The sequence below is a fragment of the Methylovirgula sp. 4M-Z18 genome (genome assembly GCF_037890675.1).
GTDB lineage: Bacteria > Pseudomonadota > Alphaproteobacteria > Rhizobiales > Beijerinckiaceae > 4M-Z18.
In genome coordinates, this window is sequence record NZ_CP149574.1 from 3,923,131 (window position 1) to 3,945,513 (window position 22,383).

The 22,383-nt window shown below is 57.6% G+C and carries 21 protein-coding genes; 13 read left to right on the plus strand and 8 right to left on the minus strand.

The features are described from left to right. Positions 1 to 64: 64 nt before the first annotated feature. Positions 65 to 1,012 (minus strand): NUDIX hydrolase, encoded by a 948-nt coding sequence (locus tag V9T28_RS18060; protein WP_116402126.1) that lies wholly within the window; start codon positions 1,010 to 1,012, stop codon positions 65 to 67. Positions 1,013 to 1,308: 296 nt separating this feature from the next. On the opposite strand from V9T28_RS18060, the gene V9T28_RS18065 reads away from it, so the two are divergent. From V9T28_RS18065 to V9T28_RS18090, 6 genes are all read left to right on the plus strand, one after another. Continuing rightward, a complete protein-coding gene (locus V9T28_RS18065; protein WP_116402127.1) occupies positions 1,309 to 2,256 on the plus strand; it encodes an aldo/keto reductase in 948 nt (315 codons plus the stop codon). A 243-nt stretch (positions 2,257 to 2,499) separates the two neighbouring features. Then, positions 2,500 to 3,525, plus strand: coding sequence for an alcohol dehydrogenase AdhP (gene adhP / locus V9T28_RS18070; protein ID WP_199500242.1), 1,026 nt, complete (start codon positions 2,500 to 2,502; stop codon positions 3,523 to 3,525). 394 nt (positions 3,526 to 3,919) lie between these two features. Further along, a complete protein-coding gene (locus tag V9T28_RS18075) occupies positions 3,920 to 4,237 on the plus strand; it encodes a DUF302 domain-containing protein (protein WP_445242133.1) in 318 nt (105 codons plus the stop codon). A 28-nt stretch (positions 4,238 to 4,265) separates the two neighbouring features. Further along, a complete protein-coding gene (locus V9T28_RS18080) occupies positions 4,266 to 6,158 on the plus strand; it encodes a heavy metal translocating P-type ATPase (protein ID WP_116402129.1) in 1,893 nt (630 codons plus the stop codon). Between the two features lie 90 nt (positions 6,159 to 6,248). Further along, on the plus strand, positions 6,249 to 6,695 hold the full coding sequence (gene trxA, locus V9T28_RS18085; protein ID WP_116402130.1) for a thioredoxin: 447 nt from the start codon (positions 6,249 to 6,251) through the stop codon (positions 6,693 to 6,695). An 8-nt stretch (positions 6,696 to 6,703) separates the two neighbouring features. Then, positions 6,704 to 7,957 (plus strand): MgtC/SapB family protein, encoded by a 1,254-nt coding sequence (locus V9T28_RS18090; protein ID WP_116402303.1) that lies wholly within the window; start codon positions 6,704 to 6,706, stop codon positions 7,955 to 7,957. A gap of 346 nt (positions 7,958 to 8,303) precedes the next feature. Here the strand turns inward: V9T28_RS18090 and V9T28_RS18095 are convergent, their stop codons facing one another. Then, on the minus strand, positions 8,304 to 10,667 hold the full coding sequence (locus V9T28_RS18095) for a phosphoketolase family protein (RefSeq protein ID WP_116402131.1): 2,364 nt from the start codon (positions 10,665 to 10,667) through the stop codon (positions 8,304 to 8,306). A 386-nt stretch (positions 10,668 to 11,053) separates the two neighbouring features. Between V9T28_RS18095 and V9T28_RS18100 the strand changes: the two genes are divergently transcribed. From V9T28_RS18100 to V9T28_RS18120, 5 genes are all read left to right on the plus strand, one after another. After that, positions 11,054 to 11,884 (plus strand): universal stress protein, encoded by an 831-nt coding sequence (locus tag V9T28_RS18100; RefSeq protein ID WP_339071782.1) that lies wholly within the window; start codon positions 11,054 to 11,056, stop codon positions 11,882 to 11,884. 32 nt (positions 11,885 to 11,916) lie between these two features. Continuing rightward, entirely contained in the window at positions 11,917 to 12,900 is a 984-nt protein-coding gene (locus V9T28_RS18105; RefSeq protein ID WP_339071783.1) for a zinc-dependent alcohol dehydrogenase family protein, read from the plus strand. Positions 12,901 to 13,260: 360 nt separating this feature from the next. Continuing rightward, positions 13,261 to 13,911 (plus strand): BON domain-containing protein, encoded by a 651-nt coding sequence (locus V9T28_RS18110; protein ID WP_116402135.1) that lies wholly within the window; start codon positions 13,261 to 13,263, stop codon positions 13,909 to 13,911. 250 nt (positions 13,912 to 14,161) lie between these two features. Next, a complete protein-coding gene (locus V9T28_RS18115) occupies positions 14,162 to 15,220 on the plus strand; it encodes an ABC transporter ATP-binding protein (RefSeq protein WP_158554870.1) in 1,059 nt (352 codons plus the stop codon). A 207-nt stretch (positions 15,221 to 15,427) separates the two neighbouring features. Beyond that, the gene (locus tag V9T28_RS18120; protein ID WP_116402137.1) at positions 15,428 to 15,937 is read left to right on the plus strand and encodes a GNAT family N-acetyltransferase; all 510 of its coding nucleotides are present in this window, start codon (positions 15,428 to 15,430) and stop codon (positions 15,935 to 15,937) included. Between the two features lie 330 nt (positions 15,938 to 16,267). On the opposite strand, the gene V9T28_RS18125 is transcribed toward V9T28_RS18120, so the two are convergent. The 3 genes from V9T28_RS18125 to V9T28_RS18135 all read right to left on the minus strand — a co-directional run bounded on the left by V9T28_RS18125 (position 16,268) and on the right by V9T28_RS18135 (position 17,591). Then, entirely contained in the window at positions 16,268 to 16,525 is a 258-nt protein-coding gene (locus tag V9T28_RS18125; protein ID WP_147306492.1) for a hypothetical protein, read from the minus strand. Between the two features lie 62 nt (positions 16,526 to 16,587). Beyond that, positions 16,588 to 17,364, minus strand: a complete 777-nt coding sequence (locus tag V9T28_RS18130; protein WP_116402139.1) for a universal stress protein — start codon at positions 17,362 to 17,364, stop codon at positions 16,588 to 16,590. Positions 17,365 to 17,402: 38 nt separating this feature from the next. Continuing rightward, positions 17,403 to 17,591: a hypothetical protein gene (locus tag V9T28_RS18135; RefSeq protein WP_147306493.1), complete on the minus strand. Its 189-nt coding sequence runs from the start codon at positions 17,589 to 17,591 to the stop codon at positions 17,403 to 17,405. Positions 17,592 to 17,896: 305 nt separating this feature from the next. Here V9T28_RS18135 and V9T28_RS18140 point away from each other — a divergent pair, with 305 nt between their 5' ends. After that, a complete protein-coding gene (locus V9T28_RS18140) occupies positions 17,897 to 18,403 on the plus strand; it encodes an Hsp20/alpha crystallin family protein (protein ID WP_245424205.1) in 507 nt (168 codons plus the stop codon). Positions 18,404 to 18,884: 481 nt separating this feature from the next. On the opposite strand, the gene V9T28_RS18145 is transcribed toward V9T28_RS18140, so the two are convergent. Beyond that, positions 18,885 to 19,049, minus strand: coding sequence for a hypothetical protein (locus tag V9T28_RS18145; RefSeq protein WP_210210426.1), 165 nt, complete (start codon positions 19,047 to 19,049; stop codon positions 18,885 to 18,887). Positions 19,050 to 19,309: 260 nt separating this feature from the next. Between V9T28_RS18145 and V9T28_RS18150 the strand changes: the two genes are divergently transcribed. After that, entirely contained in the window at positions 19,310 to 19,519 is a 210-nt protein-coding gene (locus V9T28_RS18150; protein ID WP_116402142.1) for a ChaB family protein, read from the plus strand. 170 nt (positions 19,520 to 19,689) lie between these two features. Here the strand turns inward: V9T28_RS18150 and V9T28_RS18155 are convergent, their stop codons facing one another. Together V9T28_RS18155 and V9T28_RS18160 are read right to left on the minus strand one after the other, a co-directional pair. Beyond that, positions 19,690 to 20,337, minus strand: coding sequence for a BON domain-containing protein (locus V9T28_RS18155; RefSeq protein WP_116402143.1), 648 nt, complete (start codon positions 20,335 to 20,337; stop codon positions 19,690 to 19,692). Between the two features lie 415 nt (positions 20,338 to 20,752). Then, entirely contained in the window at positions 20,753 to 22,357 is a 1,605-nt protein-coding gene (locus tag V9T28_RS18160) for a bifunctional aminoglycoside phosphotransferase/ATP-binding protein (RefSeq protein WP_116402145.1), read from the minus strand. Positions 22,358 to 22,383: the final 26 nt, after the last annotated feature.

A 22,383-nucleotide genomic window follows, 5' to 3' on the forward strand; every position in this document is an offset into this window, starting at 1 on the left:
GTATACAAATATACTCAAGATGAGTATATATCGATAATATGAACCCTCGCTGGAATTTGTCAACTCAGGCGCGGGTGAGTGGTGGTTTCGTGCCGGCGACGGCGCGCTCGGCCAGCACCTCACGGCGGAACCGATAGAGCTTAGCCGGACGCCCCAGCTTCTCCGCCGCGGTCTGGCCGGTCTCCTCGATGAGTTCCTGTTGTTCGATCAGCCGGCGGAAATTCGGCTTGTGCACCAGGCGCCCCGCCAGCGCTTCCACCGCGCGCTGCAGATCGAGCAGCGTGAACGTCGGCGGCATCAGCTCGAACACCACGGGCCGGTATTTGATTTTGGCCCGCAGCCGCGCAATGGCGGTCGCCAGAATGCGGCGGTGATCGCCAGCCATCGCCCGGCCGGGAATCGTTGCGGCGCCCTTGCCCGAGCCGGCACGCATGGCCTCAGAAACAAGGCCGGCCTCGTACATCAACTCATAGCGTTGCAGGATCAATTCCTCGTTCCAGGGCGCGCCATCGAGGCCGAAGGTGACCGCGACGCGCTCCTCGCGCCCGCGTCGCTGAGCGGCATTGCCGGCCGCGCCGACCCAGGTGCGCAGCGGGGACATCAAGGCGCTTTCAAAAAAGGGCGGAGGGCCGGCGCGGCGATCCTCCCAGGGAAAATACTCGTACCAGTTGCGCCATCCAGCCTCGCTATCCCCCCTCGTACCGACCTCGCGGGCCGCGCCGGCCTCGCGGGTGAGACCCAGATAGCTGATCGAAATGACCCGGTTTCCGAGGCCCGCGCCGTCCCGATCGCGATCGGCAAACGTATAAAGCTGCTCGATGTAGCCCAGCGGATGGCCGGTTTGCCGCTCGACCCAGGTTCGCAGTCCAGATTGCAACGAACGGTCGCCCTGGCCAAAATCGCCGGACGGCAGCGCCGAACCATCGCCAATCGTCATGACGCGCGGTTCGCCAGCGGTGACGGCCGCGAGAACCGCAACCAGATCAACCGAGAGGTCGGTTTTCGTCAGCATCGGTAAACCCTGAAGCAACGCAGTGAGAGCTCCTCTCGATTGCGATCCCCTTCGTCGAACAGCGTGAAACTTCGTCAGACCGGATTCTGTTGTTACACTATCAGTTGCATGGCGTCTCCTTCAACTCGGAACACACCGATGGTCTCGCATTGAATCTGCTTTCGCCGACGAGAAAGGATGCCTTGCCAAGGCCCGCCGGGATTCACCAAGGCTTGGTCCTACGACCATTGAAATCTTCGTCAAAGACGGCAGATACTGTGGATCTTGCCCTCTCATGTAGCTGGATTGGTCTCCCCATGAAAACATATGAACTCGGTCGATCTGGGCTCAAGGTTGCCCCTTGGGCATTTGGTGGCAATGTATTTGGGTGGACAGCCGACCAAAACACGAGCTTTCAACTCCTGGATCAGTTCGTCGACCGAGGCTTTAATCTCATCGACACGGCGGACATCTATTCGCGCTGGATTCCCGGCCACACCGGCGGCGAGTCGGAAACAATCATCGGAACGTGGCTGTCCCAGCGGGCCGGGCGCCGCGCGAAGGTTGTGATTGCGACGAAAGTGGGCATGGAGATGGCCGATGGCAAAGGGCTTTCCCGTGCCCATATACGGCGAGCGGTAGATGCCTCTTTGGCGCGATTAAAGACCGATTATATTGATCTTTACCAATCCCATGAGGATGATCCCGCAACGCCGCTCGAGGAGACGCTGGAGACTTATCGCGAGCTCATCGGTGCGGGCAAAGTGCGTGCGATCGGCGCGTCCAACTATTCCGCGCCTCGGCTTGCCGCAGCGCTCGAACTCGCGCGCGAGAAGGGCTTACCGCGTTACGAAACCATACAGCCTTTGTACAATCTCTATTCGCGGAGCGAATTCGAAGGGCCATTGGCGGAATTGGCCGACAAGGAGGGATTGGGTGTAATCCCCTATTATGGCCTCGCCGCGGGTTTTCTGACCGGTAAATATCGAACGCAAGCGGACGTTGGAACGAGCGCCCGCGCGTATCGCGTCAAAGATATGATCAACGACCGTGGATTGCGCATTCTCGACGCGCTGGCGCAAGTGGGCAAAGATGTGAACGCCACATCCGCGCAGGTTGCGCTTGCCTGGCTCAGGGCGAAGAAATGTATTCCGATCGCCAGCGCGACGAGCTTGGAGCAGGCGGATGAACTCGCGCATTTCGTTGACGTTATCCTCGATGACGAGGCGGTTCACCGTTTGGACGAAGCGAGCAGCGTTCCTTAAGATTTAGAATTGACAGTCGCGTAAGATCGAGACCGGAAATACGTTCTTCCATGGATTTGCCCGCTCGTGTGCTTGCATAGCAAGGCCGTGGGCGCCGTGTAGGCGGAAGGCGCCCAGAGGGCGCTTGCTAGTCGTTTGAATTTTCTGTGAGCGGCCGCTCTATATTCATTGACCTCGATCAATGTCATGTCCTGTCGGGACCCTACTCTGCGCCGCGCTGAACGCAACGAGGGAATTCTCGACATGGCGAAGACAATGAAAGCTGCGGTGGTTCACGAATTCGGCAAGCCTCTTCGAATCGAAGAAGTGCCAGTCCCAACACCGGGGTATGGCGAAGTGCTCGTAAAGATCGTCGCCTCCGGCGTCTGCCATACGGACCTTCACGCGGCTGCAGGTGATTGGCCGGTAAAGCCGACGGTGCCGTTCATACCCGGGCACGAAGGCGCGGGCATCGTCGCAGCCGTCGGCCCCGGCGTCGTCGCGCTGAAGGAGGGCGACGCAGTCGGTACGGCCTGGCTTCATGACGCCTGCGGCCGCTGTGAGTTCTGCGGGACGGGATGGGAGACGCTCTGCGAGCACCAACACATGAGCGGTTATACGGTCAACGGCAGCTTCGCCGAATATGCGATCGGCGCTGCCGACTATGTCGCTCGTCTGCCCAAGGATGGGGACTTCGCCGAGCTGGCGCCCATCCTCTGTGCGGGGGTCACAACTTACAAAGGTATTAAGGAAACCGAGGCACGACCGGGTGAGTGGCTCGCCATCTCCGGCATTGGCGGCCTCGGCCATATCGCCATCCAATACGCCAAGGCGATGGGGCTGCATGTCGTGGCCCTTGATGTGACTGAGGAAAAGCTGGAACTTGCGCGTCGGCTCGGCGCCGAAGTCGCCATCAACGCCAGGTCCCAAGATGCGGCGGCGCAGGTGATCAAGGAAACCAACGGGGGCGCGCATGGGGTGCTCGTAACGGCGGTGTCCGTGCCCGCTTTTACACAGGCGCTCGGCATGGTACGCCGTAAGGGCACCATCGCCCTCAGCGCGCTGCCGCCGGGCGATTTTCCGACACCTATCTTTGACGTCGTGCTGAAGCGTATCACCATCCGCGGATCCATCGTTGGCACGCGCCAAGACCTCGCCGAAGCGGTGCAGTTCGCTGCCGAGGGCAAAGTCAAGGCCCATATCCACAAGGCAAAGCTCGAAGACATCAACACGATCTTCGACAACCTCGACAGGGGTCGGGTCGATGGCCGCATGGTCATGACCTTCTGACCAACCGAGATTCGCCACCACGATTGCCTTCGTAGCCAGGCCCGACGAGATTGGAGGTCGCTTTTGCGAGGACTGTCGCGCATCCGACGTAACGGACGCGACAATCGGCCCAATGCGCCCGGGTGTCAGATCGTGCGCTTTCCATCCACCGTATGCCAAAGCGCTTTGGCCTGAAAGCGAGGAGATGATGGGCGAGCGCTTCTGACACGAGGGCCCTACCGGGAAGGTAGCACGCTGCGCTATTAATGGCTGACTCACAATTCACCCTCGACCCTTGTGTCGCGGCTCCTCCGAGTCCTTGCGTTGGATCAACGCGATCCTTGAGCAGGATGTGCTATGCGCATTTGGCGCCGGCGTGAAGTCGGTGCGAAGGTGAACGCGGATGAGTTACCATATGAGCAAGGCCATTGAGACCTCATTTGACGAGGCGGCAGCCCGTGTTACCGAGGCCCTTAAGGTGGGTGTCGATTACGCGCCCTACATGATCCTCGGCGCATGCAATCCGCATCTGGCGTGGCGCGCTCTCCAAGTTGAAGACAAGATCGACACGATGCCGCCTTGCAATGTCGTCGTCAGAGAGGAAAGGCCTGGCCCAATAGAAGTTACCGCGATCGATCCCGTCGCATCCATGTCAGCGATTGGCGATCCAAAACTTGCCAAAATCGCCGACGGCGTTCGGCACCTTCTCACCGAAGTCATCCAGCAGCTTTAGCGTCGCCAGCCCCATCTAAGGATGTCACATGAACGAGACCGTGCTGCGAAGATTCCTCCTCATTGTAGCAGCGGTCGGTCTCGCCACGGGGCTGATCGTTCCCTATACTGGGCTGAACGCCGTACGGCCCGCTCCCGTGTGGACCATTGCCACGTTGCCGGCGGTCATCGCCCTAGCGATATCTATTCTACGTGACCTGTGGATCGGCCGACTCGGCGTCGATGCGATCGCATTGGTGTCAATGTCGGCTGCGCTTGCGCTCGGCCAGCCGCTCGCAGCGGTGGTCGTGGCCATCATGTATTCGGGGGGCACCGTTCTCGAGGATTTCGCGCGCGGCCGCGCCGAGCATGATTTGACCTTGCTAAGCGACAAATCGCCGCGCGATGCGCACCGCCTTTCAGGCGGAGCGACCGAAACTATCCCCGCCGACCAAATTTGTGTAGGCGACGAATTGCTGGTGCAAGCTGGCGAGCTATTGCCCGTGGACGGCATCCTTATCGACGCTCTAGCCAGCATCGACGAGTCCGCGGTAACCGGCGAGCCGCTTCCGGAAAAACGCGTTCGTGGTGACGTACTTCGCAGTGGCACGACTAACGCAGGCGAAGCGTTCCGCATGCGCGCATCGGCGGTCGCAAGCCAAAGCACGTATGCTGCCATCGTTCGAATGGTTGCGGCTGCCCAAACGGCGAAAGCACCCTTCATTCGCATGGCCGACCGGTTCGCCGTCATAATGCTACCGGCGACACTGATCTTCTCGGCCATTGCCTGGTATTTTTCTGGTGATCCAGTCCGAGCCCTCGCGGTGCTGGTGGTCGCCACGCCCTGCCCTCTCATCCTTGCTGCCCCAGTTGCTTTCATCGGCGGCATCTCGCGCTCGGCGCAAATCGGTGTGCTGATGAAAGGAAGCGCGGCGTTGGAGGCACTGGCCAAAGTGCGAACGGTGATATTCGACAAGACGGGGACGCTGACGCACGGTGGTACAGAACTCATCTATACCGACGTCGCACCAGACGTGGATCAAAACGAAGTGATACGACTGTTAGCTTCGCTCGAACAAGCATCGCATCACGTACTAGCGGAAACGATTGTCGTGCATGCCCGTAGGATGGGACTAACGCTTTTCCGCCCTGATGACGTTAGGGAGCACCGCGGCTCGGGGCTGGAAGGAATCGTCGACGGGATCGCCATACTCGCTGGCTCGCAAAAGCTCGTTCTTGCAAACAACCCGCTGCCCAAATGGGCAAAGGAACGCGTCGATCACGACGATGGACAGGCATTGCTAAGGGTCTTCGTGGCACTAGACAGTAAGCTGGCTGCGCTGTTCACCTTTGGCGACACATTGCGCCCGGACGCGCTCGACACGCTGAACGACCTTCGCTCGGCGGGATTGTCTCGACGTCTGATGCTCACGGGCGATGACGACGCGGCCGCGTCGCACGTTGCCAAGGCTCTAGGCATCGACTCATTCTTTGCCAATGCTACCCCCACCACCAAGGTCGCGGTCGTGAAGGCAGAACAACTTCTCGCTCCAACGATGATGGTTGGCGACGGAATCAACGATGCACCGGCGCTGGCAACCGCAACCGTCGGTGTCGCAGTGGGTGTGCGCGGCGCGACGGCATCAAGCCAGGCGGCCGACATCGTTCTCTTGTCAAACCGTCTTCAGCCCTTGGCAGACGCCGTTCTGATTGCGCAGCGGACACGGTCAATCGCGTGGCAGAGCATCGTCGTGGGACTCACACTTTCCGGGGTGGCGATGATCGCAGCAGCATTCGGCATGATTGCTCCGGTTGGTGGAGCGATACTGCAGGAGTTCATCGATGTCGCCGTCATCTTGAATGCGCTTCGCACGCTGCGTGAGGGTGATCGCGCTAACCGCCCCGTTGCCATTGACAACGATCAAACACTTTTCGAGGCATAACCTGTAAGATCGAGCGCTTGGGAGAGACCGGACGATCCTATTGTCTCGCCGCGGCTATTTCCTGACCGTTGATAAAGCAGGAGTAGGTTTATCGTGGACAAGTTGGTCGTTTGCAGCACATGCGGTAGCGTCAATCGCCTGGGATTGGAACACCCGGCTTCGGCGGCAAAATGTGGCAAATGCGGCCGCAGGTTATTCACGGCCTCGCCGCCAAACGTCGGCGGCGCTACCTTCAAACGCCACCTGACACGAAGCACCGTTCCCATTCTAGTCGATGTCTGGGCGCCTTGGTGTGGCCCCTGCAGGATGATGGCACCAGCCTACGAAGCAGCAGCACAGGAACTCGAGCCGGATATTGTTCTCATCAAGCTCAACTCTGATCGCGAGCAAGCCATCTCGGCGGAGTTGGGCATTCGAGGCATACCTACAATGATTTTATTCTACGGTGGCCGGGAAGTCGCACGCACATCCGGAGTGAGGTCTGCCGAGCAGATCGTCAGATGGGTTCGTGACCATCTACCCACAATTGTCGCATGATCTCGGGCATGGACGCGCTTCTTGCCCGCCTTGGCCTGGCACTGGCGATCGGCTTGCTGATCGGTCTCGAACGCGGTTGGCGCGAACGCGACGCCCCCGACAGAAGCCGCACGGCAGGAATCCGCACATACGGCATCTCGGGTCTGGTGGGCGGCATCTTCGCCGCACTCGCACAGGCGCTAGACGCGGCATCCGTACTCGTGGCCGGTTTCTTCGGTTTTGCTGCCGTCTTTACATTGTACAAATTGAGGGAGGCTGCCCACGACGAGGATTTCAGCGCCACCGGCGTTATCGCGGGTCTCGGCGTGTTCGCGCTGGGCGCGATGGCGGTGGTTGGAGACTATCAGGCGGCGGCGGGCGCGGCAGCGGCACTTGCTGCGGTCCTCGCCAGCCGCGAAGTTTTACATGAATTGTTGAAACGGCTGACGTGGGTCGAGCTGCGCTCGGCGCTGATCCTGTCCGTGATGACGGCGATCATCCTGCCACTCCTGCCCAATCGCGCCGTCGATCCTTGGGATGCCCTCAATCCGAGGCAAATTTGGTTCTTCACGGTTCTCACCGCGGGAATCTCCTACTTCGGCTATATCGCGGTGCGTCTGCTCGGCACGACGCGTGGTCTAATTGTCAGCGCACTCACCGGCGCGGTAATCTCGTCGACCGCGGTTACACTCGCACTCGGCCGCGGCGCAACGACCGATAAGGACGCCTATCCGCTGGCCGGTGCTGCTTCTCTGGCAGCCGCCGTCTCGATAGCGCGTGTCGGCGCAATTGTTGCTGTGGTGCAACCACAAGTCCTCTTGACGATGGGTCCGACGGCGTGCACCGCCGCCCTGGGCTTTTGCCTGTGTGGCCTTGTGCTCCTGATCGGATACAGCAAACGCGACGGCGTCAGCCAACCGATACGCAGCCCCTTCGAGCTTGGTCCACTATTCCTCTTTGCCTCTTTATTCGCAGTGGTAGCGATCGTGAATGCCGCATTGGCGAGTCACATCGGCACGCGCGGACTGCTGGCCACTTCGGCGATTTCGGGCGCGATAGATGTCGATGTCGCTGCTCTCAGTGCTTTGAGATTGGTCGGAACTTCCGCCACAGCTGAAACGGGTGCCGACGCGGTACTTTCTGCCATAGCGATCAATTCGCTGTTGCGATTGGTCGTGGCTATCGCTTCCGGCCCGGCACGCTTCTGGATGCCACTGCTTGTCGCTTCCGGTATTGCCCTCGGACTCGGCTCCCTGACATTCGCGCTTCTCCCATCCTTCTGATCCAATATCGTCTGGAGTGAAGATCAAAACGCGGTCTGATCCGCGGGTTTCGTCGGAAATCTCGATGCCTTGACACACGCCGATGGACGGCATGCGACCGTTGATTAAGGCGCAATCCATTTCCCGTCGCGCAGTTCTTCAGTCTCATTGATGCGTGGATCTGGCCGAAGGCCGGCTGAAGCTTCGATCGCCGATCGCAACAGCGGCGCCACAACTTTCTTCCCCTGTCTGCGAGACATCGTTCCGAGTGCGACAACAAAGTTTCTTCCCTGCCGTCGGAGCTCCCTATAGACACGCCTTTCTTAGCCGATACTTATTCTATGCGGCCCACGCTCAACGGGGCCGCTCAGTCGCTCCAGCGCCAATTGGCGATTTCCGGCATGTCTTCGCCATGCTCGCCGACATAGAGTTTATGCCGCTCCATGAGCCGCCAATAGTCGGCGGTCGCCCGGGCCCGGTGGGATGCAAGGCGCGGGACGCGTTGGACAACATCGAGTGCGAGCTGATAGCGGTCGAGATGGTTGAGTACGACCATATCGAAGGGCGTCGTGGTTGTGCCTTCCTCATTATAGCCGCGAACGTGGAAGTTATCGTGATTAGGTTGATTGTGAATGAGGCGGTGAATGAGCGACGGATAGCCGTGAAAGGCGAAGATGACTGGCTTGTCGGCGGTGAAAAGTGTCGCGAAGTCATGCGCGTTGAGCCCATGCGGATGTTGATCGCGCCGCTGCAGAACCATCAAATCGACGATGTTCACGACGCGGATCCGGAGGTCCGGTATGGATTTTCGTAAGATCGTCACAGCTGCGAGGGTCTCCAACGTCGGCACATCGCCAGCGCAAGCCATGACCACGTCGGGGTCGCCCGCATCGTTGCTGGCCCAAGCCCAGATACCGGCACCTGCCGCGCAGTGGCGCACGGCAGCGTCAATGTCGAGCCACTGCCATTCGGGTTGCTTTCCGGCGACGATCACGTTGATGTAATCGCGGCTGCGCAGACAATGGTCCACGACGGACAGAAGGCAGTTGGCGTCCGGTGGCAGATAGATCCGTGCGACCTCCGCTTTCTTGTTGGCAACATGGTCGATGAAGCCGGGATCTTGATGCGAGAAGCCGTTATGGTCCTGTCGCCAGACATGCGATGTGAGAAGATAATTGAGCGAGGCAATGGGTTTGCGCCAGGGCAGTTGCTTGGCGACCTTCAGCCATTTCGCATGTTGATTGACCATTGAATCGACGATGTGAATGAACGCCTCATAACATGAAAAGAGCCCGTGCCGGCCGGTCAGCAGGTAGCCTTCGAGCCATCCTTGGCACATGTGTTCGCTGAGCACTTCCATCACCCGGCCGTCGCGGTCGAGGTTTATGTCGACGCCAAGAAGGTCGGCCATCCATTCCTTGCCGGTCGCTTCGAAGACGGCATCAAGCCGGTTCGAGGCTGTCTCGTCGGGGCCAAAGATACGGAAATTCTGCTGTGTCGCGTTCAATTTCATGACATCGCGCAAGAATGTTCCGAGCACGCGCGTCGATTCCGCTTCGGTGGTACCTGGCGAAGGAACGGCAACGGCGTAATCTTGAAAGCGTGGCATGGAAAGTGGCACCAGGAGTTCGCCGCCATTGGCGTGGGGATTGGCGCTCATGCGCCGATGACCCGTGGGCGCCAGCGCGGCAATGTCTTCACGGAACCGGCCATGCGCGTCGAAAAGATCCTGCGGCCGATAGCTTTTCAGCCAATATTCGAGCTGCTTGACATGCTCATCAGCCTTGAAATTGGCGATGGGGACTTGATGGGCGCGCCAAGTGCCTTCGACCGGAAGGCCATCGACGAATTTTGGGCCGGTCCAGCCTTTGGGCGTGCGGAAGATGATCATCGGCCAGAGGGGACGCTCTGGCGGTGCTTCGCGTTCGGGATCGCGCGCCGCGTTTTGGATGGCGCGGATTTTGGCCAGCGCCGAGTCGAGTGCGGTTGCAAGAAGGTAATGCACCTTCACCGGCTCGTCGCCTTCAACAAAGACCGGTTCGTAACCATAGCCGACGAAGAGGCTACGTAGTTCCTCGGTGCTGATACGGGCAAGAATCGTCGGGTTCGCGATCTTGAAGCCGTTGAGGTGCAGGATCGGCAACACGGCGCCGTCGCGCGAGGGATTCAGGAACTTGTTGGAATGCCAACTCGTTGCCAGCGCGCCGGTTTCCGCTTCGCCGTCGCCGACAATGCAAGTGACGATCAGATCGGGATTGTCGAAGGCGGCGCCATAAGCATGCAAGAGCGAATAGCCAAGCTCACCGCCTTCATGAATGGAGCCGGGAGTTTCGGGCGAAACGTGGCTCGGCACGCCATAGGGCCAGGAGAATTGCTTGAAAAGGCGTTTTAGACCACTCTTATTCTGCTCGATGCTCGGATAGGTCTCGGTGTAAGATCCTTCGAGATAGCTTTGCGCCACGAGGCCAGGGCCGCCGTGACCGGGACCAATGACATAAATCATGTTCAGATCATTTTGCGTGATCAGCCGATTGAGATGCACGTAAATAAAATTGAGTCCCGTCGTCGTTCCCCAATGGCCAAGCAGGCGCGGCTTGATGTGGTCACGCGTCAGCGGTGCCTCTAGAAGCGGGTTGTCCCGGAGGTAGATTTGCCCAACAGACAGATAATTTGCGGCGCGCCAATACGCATCCATCGTCGTAAACTGATCAGGGGAAAGGGCCTGTGACATGGTTGGTGTCTCCTAAGCTGCAATCGTTTTGCAGGACGGCAATATGCGTTGGACGGAGACTTGCACATTGATCGGGCGCAAACCGCCTATGTTTCATCGCCGGGTCGTCGTTGGGACCAGTTGGCTACGCTTGTGGGTGCAGCATCTTCAACGCAGATGGATTTGTTCCTAATGTTCTCGTGCAAAGCGGAAACGGCGAGCATACGGTCCATAATACCTCCCGACGCGAGCAAGATCATCGTGAAGGATCGGCGATTTTGCCGCATTGCGGCAAATCAATTGCCTATTCCGCACCGCTCCCCATCTGCTTGATTCATATCAAGTATGTGCATGCGCCATCCTTGTAAGGTACGGCACCACACGCATTGAAACGGCTGGAACCTGCTATGACCTATACATCGTTGATGGCCCATGTGGACCCCGAAGCGGAAAAATCGGCTATCCTTGACATAAGTGTCGATCTCGCAAAGCTGTTCGATGCCAAGGTGATTGGCGTTGCCGCATGTCAGCCGCTGCAACTCGTCTATGCGCATGGTTATGTGCCACCGGAGATCATCGACCAAAACCAGATCGATATGGAAAAGATGTTGAAACAGGCGGGCGCTCAATTTTATGCCGCCATGCAGGGGCGCGCACCGCGTTACGAATGGCGCGCAAGCGTTACCGTTGACGCGCTCGCCAATTATTTCGCCGGCCAGAGCGGGACCGCGGATCTTTTCATAACACAACGGGCAAGTCATCAAAACGCCTTCGATCGGCCGCAGCATCTGAATTTGGGCGATTTCGTCATGCGGTCCGGCCGCCCCGTTCTTATCATCCCGCCCGACGCGTCACGGGTGGCGCTCGATCATGTGGTGGTCGCATGGAAGGAGACACGCGAGGCGCGGCGCGCCATCGCCGACGCCATCCCCCTGTTGGGCAAGGCCCGCCGCGTGACGATCGCGACGATTGTGCCCGAGGAGGAAGAGAACAGCGCGCAGATGGGATTGGAGGATATTGTCGGGTGGCTGAAAGGCCATCATGTGAAGGCTGACAGTCGCGTCCTGACCGCCGCCGGCAGAGACACCGACATGCTGGCAGATTTCCTCCTTGAGCAACAGGCGGATCTCGTTGTGGCGGGCGCCTATGGCCACAATCGTCTCCGAGAATGGGTTTTCGGTGGCATGACGGCGGATCTTCTCTTATCGTCCGGTTACAGCGTCTTGCTTTCTCACTGAGGGCCATGGCCGACAAGGAGAGACGGCTCCTCATGCACGCGATGTTACTCAAAAGGATTGGCCATCCTTTGGAATGGACCGAGTTGCCGGATCGGCTGCCCGAGCCGGGACAGGTCCGCGTAAAAGTATCGGCGTGCGGGGTGTGCCGAACAGATCTCCATGTCGTCGACGGAGACTTGCCCAATCCGAAATTACCGATCATTCCCGGGCATGAAGTGATTGGTCGGATTGATCTCCTGGGAGATAGTGTTGCAGGCCTGAAAATCGGTCAGCGTGTGGGTGTTCCGTGGATGGCGAAGACCTGCGGTCAATGCGCCTATTGCGTCGATCAGCATGAGAATCTCTGCGACCAGGCGCTCTTTACCGGCTACACGTGTGACGGCGGTTTCGCGACGGCTGTCATTGCTGATGCGCATTTCGTCTTTCCGCTCGGCGAGGAGGGCGAGGATGTTGCGCTGGCGCCGCTGATGTGCGCCGGCCTCATCGGCTGGCGATCGCTTGTCATGGCGGGCAAAGCCAAGCGGCTTGGGCTCTATGGCTTTGGCGCCGCGGCACATATCGTCGCCCAGGTGGCCCAATGGCAAGGGCAATCGGTGTTCGCCTTCACGCGGCCCGGCGACCTGCCGGCCCAAGCCTTCGCGCGGGGCCTTGGCGCGGTTTGGGCCGGGGGCTCGGACGATATGCCGCCGCAGCCGCTTGACGCTGCAATCATTTACGCCAGCGCGGGCGAACTTGTGCCGCAAGCGCTCAAGGCAGTCCGCAAGGGCGGACGAGTCGTTTGTGCCGGCATTCACATGAGCGACATTCCGAGCTTTCCCTACCATATGCTCTGGGAAGAGCGGCAGCTCGTCTCCGTCGCCAATTTGACGCGACAGGATGGCCTCGACTTTTTGCGCCAGGCGCCCCGGATCGGTATCGTGACGAGAACGACGTCTTATCCCCTGGCGCAAGCCAACCAAGCTCTGGCCGATCTGCGCGCCGGCCGGTTTGAAGGGGCCGCGGTGCTGCAGCCTTGACGCCGATCAAGGACAAAGCCGGCAAACACCGCTTGTATCGCGCCAACGCATCTTGGAGGGACCATCAATGGAATTGGTGCCAGAGACTCAATCCGCGATCGCAAGCCGGTGCTTTGGACAAGACCCAGCGGTGACTCTGACTGTCCTGACCGATCTTGGCATGAGTGACGACGCGATCGGCCGTTATTTATGTCTTGAGCTCGCGGACCTCGCGGCCATGCGCGTTCATTATCAAGCCGCACGGCCCGCCCCATGCGACATAACGTGCTGCGCACGCTGCCTATTTGATCCGCATCATCGCTGTCCGATCCCTTGTGCATAAGAAGGGAGCAAGCGTAACGCTTTAACGAGGAGTTCTCCATGTCTCATGACGACAAGTTACAGCAGCAGGTTCTTGAAGAGCTTGCGTGGGAGCCTAGTGTCACCCCTGCCCATATCGGCGTCGCGGTCGATAATGGCATTGTTACATTGACGGGATCCGTTAACACCTTCATGGAAAAGATCATGGCCGACGCGGCCGCCCAGCGTGTGAAAGGCGTGCGGGCTGTCGTCGAAGAGATCAAAGTCAAGCTCCCTGATGACGCACGTTTCGACGATGGCGAGATCGCGGCCAGCGCCGCCGATCGTCTCGATCACGACGTATTTGTTCCCCATCGCGCGGTTAAGGTCAGTGTAGAGAACGGCTGGATCACCCTGAGCGGCGAAGTCACTTGGGATTACCAACGTCGAGCGGCGGGACAATGCGTGGAACGGTTGCCGGGAGTCACAGGCGTCAGCAACCATATTGAACTGAAGCCCGTCGTCAATGTCGAAAATATTCGCGATGACATCACGCACGCCCTGCACCGATCCTGGTTTTTTGATCCGCAAACAATAGCCGTAAGCGCCGAGGGCGGTAAGGTTCGGTTGAGCGGAACCGTAAAATCTCCGGCCGAACGCGCGGTCGCCGCCGCCACCGCCTGGTCAGCCCCAGGTGTGACGGATGTCCGCAACGATTTGACAGTCGCCTAACGCAAAGCGTCGTTTAAAATTCGCTTTGCGATTGCGAGCGAAGTGAGGATCGCGCCAGTATGCGGGAAACGCGTTTTCCCGCAGCCTTTTGCGAAAAATCTCCTCTCGCTGGACCGAGGACGCGGCGTGTACACGCCTGCATGACTCCCAATGTGCGGTTTGGCCACGATCCGGCGTTGCGCCTCACGGAATAATTGCATCAGATTGACAGTAATCAAGGCGGTACCATTCCTCAAAGCAGATCATTAATTTGTTATCCACGTTTGATCCGACCGACAGGAGGAAACTGGACCGCGATATGCCTTCATTCAGGAGTTTCTGGCCATCGCCGCTGCGCCCGGCCCAGGTTGAACCAACATTTAGCGCTTCGAATGTGCCAAGTACATTGCTGCGTTTTGTACTATACGTCAGCATCTGGGATCAGCTTTATCTCACCTTTCTCTCCATACTGGTCGCCGGCACTGGCATGTTTCCGATCGAAATGCAGAGACGTATCGTCAATGCCGCTGTGACGCGACAAGATTTTCACGCTATTTTGACTCTGGCAGCCTTGTATCTCTGTCTTGTCATTGCTCAAGGCCTACTGAAACTGTTGACCAATATATATCGCGCCTGGGTCGGCACGAATGCGACCCGATTGCTGAGATTATCGATCGGGTCCATTCCTTATGACGAAGATCCCAACACGTCCGTCCTTAAAGGTACAAAAATATCAATGATCATAATGGAAGCCGATGCGGTCGGTGGCTTTAGCGGCGATTGTATAGCCGAACCAGTTCTAAACGTGTCGATTCTGACTTTTGTATTCGGCTATTTATTTTATCTCCAACCAGTCATGGCACTTCTCGCGATTGTCATTTTTGCCATTCAAGCGACCTTCGTGCCCACCGTGCAGCGCGCAATCAATCAGCGTGTCGAGAGACGAATTTCCGCCTTGCGCCAAGCGGGCGCCGATGTCGTCAACGAAAGTGGCACAATCCAGGCTTCCTATCTGAATCGCTTTACAAGCGTATTTCAACTCGATGTCGGTATTTTTGATCTAAAATATACTCTAAATTTCCTTATGAACTTTGCTCAGCACATGGGAACTATCGGGGTAATCGTACTGGGCGCCTGGTTCGTCCTGAACGGGCGAATTCAAATCGGAACGGTCGTCGCATTTTTATCCGGCCTTGGAAGTGTCATAGATCCATGGGGCGATCTCATCGCCTGGTATCAAAATTACATGGTCACCGAAACGAAGTACAACCTTATCAGCTCTGCAATAACTACATTTCCGACCGAAGTAAAAGCATCGTGTACTGAATGATACCAAAACGCATGGTGAACATGCGGCCGGTTATTTTGACGATGCTTTAATATGGCCGACTTCAATATCTCCGTGTTCTCGCACTCCAGCACAGCCAGAAAGTGGACGGATCATTTGAGATAGCGCAAGGAAATAATCTCCAGGCGAGTGATATTATACAACGATTATCGAGTTTCGGCTCGTGGATCGCTAGCTGGAGGTTTCAAGATGGACAAGCCTGCATGGGAATTGACGACGAAAACGGGGTTAAAGCTTATCGTTCGGCCCGCCGACGAAGACGCCGATGCCGTCCTCGATGATCTATTTCATCATGTACGGGAGGAGGATTTGTGCTTCCGGTTCCTCACGGGACGTCATACCGTTTCTAAAGAGCAATTGCAGGCTATGACACATATCGACCACAAGAACACCGAAACCTACATTGCGTTTGTGGAAGGCACGCGTGTGCCTATTGCAACAGCGATGCTGGCGCGCGTTCCCGGAACGCAACGCGGTGAGGTCGCTATTTCAGTTCACGCCGATTTCAAGCATTACGGCATCGGATGGGAGCTTCTGGCGTTCACGGCTCGGCAGGCCAAAGGAAAGGGCCTTCAATCGATCGAGTCGATCGAGAGCCGCGCCAATCTCGAAGCCATTGAGGTTGAAAAAAATATGGGATTCACGACCCAGCCTTACGCAGGTGATGCATCGCTCGTTCTCGTTTCGAAGCAATTGTAGGCGAGTCAATCCTAGTCAAGAAAATCGATCGGCCCCTTGTTGAGGAACCAATCCCGCAGGGCGTGCCAAATCGAAGCCGTAAAGGTCCGCTTTGGCTCGACCGATTGCAATCTCGATGATTTCTGTTCGATTTGTATCTCTCCCCGGGGCGGCGGAACGCGTGGTTCTGCGGCTTCAGGAGGCACATCCGACTTTCGCCTAACTGGCTGCGGAAACCTAAAGATTGTTCCGGACACTTGAGTCTCCCGATAAGGCACCAACGTGATGAGCTTTCAAAAAGCATGAGGCGTAGCATGACATCTACAGTCAAGTGCGCCGCGACAGGAGCATTTATGATCGGCCGCGGGCCAGCCGCAATCTGTACGCGATCGTGGAAAGATCAATTGATAGCTTCCGCGCGGCCTCCTCGTTGAGCCGAAATATGAACTCTCGTGGATCCGCCTCGCCGGGACGGCAACCTCTGAAGCGCACCGATACAACGTCGTCATCAGCATCAGGAGTCACTTCGAATGCATCGACATGAATTAGCTCGCAAAGCAGTTCCGACGCTCTCCTCGCATCATCTGCGACCGTTTGAATGGCGCTCATCTCGGTCTCGCTCCTCATCCGACAGAACTCTCAGACCCTTCCAGACGCCCAAAAGGGGCACATCAATGCGACACGAGCAGTGGCACGCTCAGAGACTCCATAAGGTCATGGCTGGCGCCGCCCAGCCACTTTTCAAGCGTCGGCGATTGGCCGTAAGCGCCTGCAACAATGAGGTCGGCTTCGATCGTGTCGAGCGAAGAAAATAGAGCCACTATCGGCGAGATATCCTCTTCGCTGCGCCAACCATAGGCTGTGGCCGGCACGCCATGTCGCCGCAGATGATCGATGATGCGCTCCTGATTCCTCTCCGGTCGCGCCTTAAAGGAGAAGGTGAAAACGGTAACCTTGTCGGCTCTGCGCAAGATTGGCAGCGCATCATGCACCGCACGCGTCGCTTCCCGGCTCGCGTTCCACGCGATCACAATCTTCTTGCCAACGGAGCTGTACCGCCACTCGTGAGGCAGGATCAAAACCGGCACTCCGGCCGTCAACACGACATCTTGAGGAATCGCCTTCGCTACGAGGTCGCGCGCTTCAAATAGCGGTTGCGGCGCGATGATTAGGTCGGCGCAATGCGCATCAGGATGAGGATGAGCGTTACGCGAGTTGACTTCCGAACGGAAGATTCCATCAATGCCGCCGGTTCGAATCGCCTCCTCAAACTGATTTTGCAGGCCCGTCGCTCGATCGCGCCACTCGCCGTCAAAAGCCGCCTGCGACGTCGCATCAACGCCAACGAGCCTGGCACCGTGCTCTCGTGCAATTGCAATCGCCAATTTGAGACGATGATCCGTATCAAACGACGGATCCAAATAGATAACGATGTCTTTGTAGGCCATTATCCTCTCCGCTTTCACGCCAATCGTCATTCTGAATTTCAATAACCGTGTCCCAAAATTGAGCACTGGTTACCTTTTTTGACTGCTTCGGCATTTGGGGTAAGGCATTCGCGGGAGACATCGAGGGATTCTCCGATTAATGAAAGACCGGCGTACCCACCGACGCTCATCATATGTGGAACCCCTGGCAGATATTTACACAATATCCCCATATCGGCTCCCTTCATTCTGGATCTCCGACGCTTAAAAGTTGAAAAATACATCGTCTCGGTCCTAGCCGCGTTGACCCAGATCAAGATTTAGATCTTTCTACGAAGCAGTCGGTTCATATTCTCTTTTGAGCGCAGAGATCAATCGAGGCTAAAGCTCAAACAATCATTCCCGCGACGGCGCGCCGACCTCAAAGTCGACCATCCGCACTTCACCGACACACACACACGACGGCCATTGATCGAGGTCAATGTCATACGGAAAATATCATGTATTCAGGGATCATATCGTTTGCGGGAGAAACGAAATGCCTGATAAACCGATGAAATCTTATGCAAAGATCCCAACACCAGTGAGCGTCACTCCGCCCTGGCAGTGGCCACCGTTTGGTTCGCTGCGCCATGAGATCGATCGCCTCTTTGACGAGTTTGACCAAAGCTTCTGGAGATCCTCCTTTCCTCGCCTAGGCGCCAGAAGTGACCTGGGACTTCGCAGCTCCGGCCTCGTCGTCGACGTTGCCGAACATGAGAAGGATTACGAAATCACAGCCGAGGTGCCCGGCATTGACCAGAAGGACGTTGAAGTGAAGATCGCCAACGGCCTTCTTGTCATCAAGGGAGAGAAAAAGCGCGAGGCGGAAGAAAAAGGCAAGGACTATTACCTGTCCGAACGTCACTATGGCACATTCGAACGCTCGTTTCAGATTCCGAGCGGCGTCGACGCCGACAAGATTGAGGCCTCATTCGATAAGGGAGTGTTGAAGGTAACGCTCCCAAAGAGTCCCGATGCGCAAAAAACCGCCAAGACCATACCGATCAAACCGGCATGACGTCTTCACGTTTATCTTCGTAAGCCGGGAGCCGCCGATCGTGGTGGCACCGGCTGTCTTCTGTTCGCAATGTTGCGTATCCTTCCACATCGTAAGTTCGAGGCATCCGTGTCAGATGCCATGAGTTCATCACTTGGTAAGGAACATTATCAGGTCTATTTTGATGATCTACGCGTTTCGGCCAACCGAAAATTGGTTCAATCCGAAGCGTTGCTTTTACCGTCGCCGTTCCGCATGAGCGCTCTGAGCATCCGTGACGCGGCGCTTCTGGCCGCTACATCAAAGGGCTTTCTCATTATCCCGATCGCCAGTTCCCTGCCTCGGTCGCACTGGGCGCGAAGCGAAGCGAACGCCGATCGGCGCTGTTCCAGCGCTGCTCGCGGCGCTGTGCGGCCGATCATAGCGCCCGCAACGGCCATCCCACCGGCGAGCAGGAAATCGAACGCAGCGATAATCTCGAGGGCCGCGGCCGGACCAAGTTTCACATAGAGACCATACTATGCGGCGCCGTTGGCCATGACGAGACCGATAAAGGCCACGAATCCGGCGATGGCAGCGCGACCGCTTCTAAAACTGCGGCTTGCAATTCAGCCGCAAGAATAATCTTCTCGGTCTTGATGAGGGTTTGAATGTCTTGTTGGATCATTTGGATCGCCGGCGCCACCGGCAACGGGTGAATATAAGGCCTTTTTTGAACGTCCCAGGTTGACCTGGATCAAGCTCGATGGCGGGGTGCCTGGTGTGGCTATAGCGCGCCTCCGTATTGAAACCGGCCGGCCGGGCACGGCCCCACGGACGGCCGAGAGGCAAATGCGAGCGGAGATCGGCGACTTGCGGTAGGTCATAGCCCTGATCGGATTTTGGAGGAAAAATATAACGATATGATCGCTGCCGGAGCGCACGTACATGCCCTATGAATCCGTTGAGCAGCTGCCCATCGCGGTACGCGATCATCTTCCACTACATGCGGCCGAAATTTACCGGAGCGCGTTCAATCACGCCTGGGCGTCCTACGCCAATCGCGGCCCGGCGCGGGAAGAGATCTGCCATCGTGTCGCCTGGGCCGCCGTCAAGCGACGATATCGCAAAGCGGACGGCGTCTGGGTCGAACGCTGAGCGCGCTCGCCAGTTCTACCGCTCGAGACAGATGCATCTGGTTCGAAGGCGCAACACAAGCCTGGATTTTGCTGCCGTAAGCTGCGCCAGCTTCCGTCGATCGTTCAAAGCTGGCACACGGCCCCGGCATTATAATCTCGGAGTCGCTCGCATCTCTAAGGAAACCCCGCTTACGCTACGGTTAACCGATCCTCGACTACGACAACTCCCGGAGCGGCCCAAGCGGCTTGCTCCGCGACGCGGCGCTCTCGCCACGCACGCACTTTGCCGTCAAGTGTGACCTTGCCGCCGCTCACCATCACGCAAATCCCGCCCGCCTCCAACTCGGCGTTGCGCTTGAGAGCATCTTCGATCCGATGCTTGATATCTCCGGCACTGGCGCGGGGACGAACAATGATAGCGTTGGTCACGCCCCTGACTCCCGAAAGCTTGCGAACCGCCGCCTCTGCCGCCCAGCGCTGAAACTGCCACTCCACTGCACCGTTGAGCGTGATCCTCCCTTGCTCGACGATCACTTTGATTTCTCCGAGCGGCACGCTCGCATCCCATTCGAGTATCTTCGCCGCCCGCTGAGCGATTTCATCGTCGGCATCCTTTTTGTCGTTCGGAAAGCGAACCTCGATCTCTTCCGCGACGCCGCGCACGCCTCGGATCCGTTGCACAACCTGCTCCGCGGCGATTTTCTCGGTATAGCTGCCAACATGACCGCTTAACGTGACAATCCCGTTTTCGACCACGACGCCAATTTTGGCGGCGTCGATCATGGGGTCGAATTCAAGCTCATCCAATACATTCTGGCGAAGGTGTTCATCGTTCATCGCACTCTCCCGCTTTTATTCAGAACTGCTAAATCAGTATATTGAATGCGCATGATATTATCATTGATCCAAGTCAGCCGAAGGTCTGGATATCAGGACGCAACGGCTCGCGGAAGCACCGCCTTAGCGCGTCCCAGCGGCATGAGCACGTCCGCCGTCGGAGTTTCGTTTTCCAGCATGAGCGCCGTGCTCGCCTCAAGATCGCGGTGGCGCCTGTTGCGGATGGTCGCCACAAAGACATATCAGATGACAATGTCGCGCTTCGATCCAGCCGGCATTGGCGTCATAATCTTGCGCCCTCACAAAAACGACGGTTGGAAGTGACATTTGTTATTCATTTGAACGCTTCTTCCGCTCCTCTGTCGTTGACTGCGACCAAGGGCAGCTGGTCATCGGAAGTCGAGATCTACCGATGTCAAATACCGACGCTATCGGCGTCCTTCGAAACAAGGAGCGGTCTCACCGAATATTCAAGTGTCGCCGTCGCCGCCTTTGTCACGGCCTCGAGATCGCCCGATGCGTCGACCCGGTGCCAGGTCATACGGTTGACGGCGTCGTTGGTCTGCGTGGTCGCGACTGCGACGTTGGCGTCGGAGGCGTCCATTGCTCGATTCATCACCCGTTCCAACCGCGTCTGTAGCGGTGCCTCGAGCCACAGGCCTGCGAAGGGAACGTTAAGTTCCGTGGCAATGCTGGCGACACCATCCCTTTCGCCTTGTGTTGAATGTACGGCATCGACAATGACGCTTTGTCCCGACTTCAGTGCCAACATCGCTTTACGACGGAGGCGCGTGTAGACCTCTTGATCGACAGATTTTCTATAGGCGTCTTGCGGAAGATGATCGGTTTCATCAACACCAAACATGTGCTTGCGCTCTATGTCGCTGCGCAACCAAACTGCACCGGGGGCGCGGCCAAGACATGGCGCGACACGACTTGAAAGTGCGCTCTTGCCGGTCCCTGATAGGCCTCCAACGGCCACGAGCTGCGCAGGTACCTCTTTCAACAATTCCTCGGCGAACGCGAAATATCGCCGTGCGTCGATTTGTGCAGAATCGCGATGCTCCCTTCGAAGATGCGGAAGCCCGGCGGCAATGACCTTCGCCCTGATAGCAGAACGAAGACTTAAAAATATTGGGAGCGCGGCAAGGCCAGATAAATGCGCCTCGTCGCTTTGCCATAGATACCGGTTGAGGACCAAATTTGCAGCTGGCCGCAATTGGCGCTCTTCGAGATCCATCAGTAGAAAGCTGAGGTCATAAAGAATGTCGCCCGTCGCTATATCATCGTCGAATTCGACGGCATCGAACAAGATTGGCTCGTTATTAATCAGAACGATGTTGCGCAAGTGCAGATCGCCGTGACAACGGCGCACATAGCCAGATCGGCCGCGGGCGAGTAGCAGATCCTTCGACGCCTCCAGCCTAGCGCGAGCACTCGCTTCCAAGGTCTGCATGCGCGCGGAATCGAAAAGATTGGGCATTTCCGAGAAAGCCATCTCGTTCTGATCAAGATAGCGGGCCAATGCCTTGAACGCACGCTCGCCGTCACGGCGCGGCGCACGCTCATGGGAAAGCAGAATCGCCTCGACCAGGCGCGTGAGGATATGTGTCGACAATTCGTCTCTGTCGGCAAAACGATCAAGCGTCGCATCCTCATCGAAGCGCCGCATATGTACCGCCCATTCGACGATCTCACCGACACCCCCCAAAGCAAGTCCGCAATGTGTTCGGACGATTGGAACGACATCGAGATAGATATTTGGCGCATTCAGCTTGTTGACTTCAATTTCCGCTTCGCAGGCGACGCGGCGTTTCTCAAGCGTCGAGAAATCCATGAAAGGAAAACGGACGGCACGCTTGACCTTGTAAGCATTCGCCCCGGCGAGAAACACGATAGCGCCGTGCGTATCGATCCGGCGCACTGGAGCAACCAGGCCGAATGTTGCCGCGTTACCCAAGAATGCGAACACCTCATATTGATGGTCGGACGTCTCCAGTACGCCTGATGTTCCAGACATCGAGTCCTCCGTCTCGCGCGTTCACC

What these genes read in the sequence shown, in the direction of transcription:
- V9T28_RS18060 (WP_116402126.1), bottom strand. Translation starts at nt 1,012, where the DNA reads ATGCTGACGAAAACCGACCTCTCGGTTGATCTGGTTGCGGTTCTCGCG.
- V9T28_RS18065 (WP_116402127.1), top strand. Translation starts at nt 1,309, where the DNA reads ATGAAAACATATGAACTCGGTCGATCTGGGCTCAAGGTTGCCCCTTGG.
- adhP (WP_199500242.1), top strand. Translation starts at nt 2,500, where the DNA reads ATGGCGAAGACAATGAAAGCTGCGGTGGTTCACGAATTCGGCAAGCCT.
- V9T28_RS18075 (WP_445242133.1), top strand. Translation starts at nt 3,920, where the DNA reads ATGAGCAAGGCCATTGAGACCTCATTTGACGAGGCGGCAGCCCGTGTT.
- V9T28_RS18080 (WP_116402129.1), top strand. Translation starts at nt 4,266, where the DNA reads ATGAACGAGACCGTGCTGCGAAGATTCCTCCTCATTGTAGCAGCGGTC.
- V9T28_RS18090 (WP_116402303.1), top strand. Translation starts at nt 6,704, where the DNA reads ATGGACGCGCTTCTTGCCCGCCTTGGCCTGGCACTGGCGATCGGCTTG.
- V9T28_RS18095 (WP_116402131.1), bottom strand. Translation starts at nt 10,667, where the DNA reads ATGTCACAGGCCCTTTCCCCTGATCAGTTTACGACGATGGATGCGTAT.
- V9T28_RS18100 (WP_339071782.1), top strand. Translation starts at nt 11,054, where the DNA reads ATGACCTATACATCGTTGATGGCCCATGTGGACCCCGAAGCGGAAAAA.
- V9T28_RS18105 (WP_339071783.1), top strand. Translation starts at nt 11,917, where the DNA reads ATGCACGCGATGTTACTCAAAAGGATTGGCCATCCTTTGGAATGGACC.
- V9T28_RS18110 (WP_116402135.1), top strand. Translation starts at nt 13,261, where the DNA reads ATGTCTCATGACGACAAGTTACAGCAGCAGGTTCTTGAAGAGCTTGCG.
- V9T28_RS18120 (WP_116402137.1), top strand. Translation starts at nt 15,428, where the DNA reads ATGGACAAGCCTGCATGGGAATTGACGACGAAAACGGGGTTAAAGCTT.
- V9T28_RS18125 (WP_147306492.1), bottom strand. Translation starts at nt 16,525, where the DNA reads ATGAGCGCCATTCAAACGGTCGCAGATGATGCGAGGAGAGCGTCGGAA.
- V9T28_RS18130 (WP_116402139.1), bottom strand. Translation starts at nt 17,364, where the DNA reads ATGGCCTACAAAGACATCGTTATCTATTTGGATCCGTCGTTTGATACG.
- V9T28_RS18135 (WP_147306493.1), bottom strand. Translation starts at nt 17,591, where the DNA reads ATGAAGGGAGCCGATATGGGGATATTGTGTAAATATCTGCCAGGGGTT.
- V9T28_RS18140 (WP_245424205.1), top strand. Translation starts at nt 17,897, where the DNA reads ATGAAATCTTATGCAAAGATCCCAACACCAGTGAGCGTCACTCCGCCC.
- V9T28_RS18145 (WP_210210426.1), bottom strand. Translation starts at nt 19,049, where the DNA reads ATGATCCAACAAGACATTCAAACCCTCATCAAGACCGAGAAGATTATT.
- V9T28_RS18150 (WP_116402142.1), top strand. Translation starts at nt 19,310, where the DNA reads ATGCCCTATGAATCCGTTGAGCAGCTGCCCATCGCGGTACGCGATCAT.
- V9T28_RS18155 (WP_116402143.1), bottom strand. Translation starts at nt 20,337, where the DNA reads ATGAACGATGAACACCTTCGCCAGAATGTATTGGATGAGCTTGAATTC.
- V9T28_RS18160 (WP_116402145.1), bottom strand. Translation starts at nt 22,357, where the DNA reads ATGTCTGGAACATCAGGCGTACTGGAGACGTCCGACCATCAATATGAG.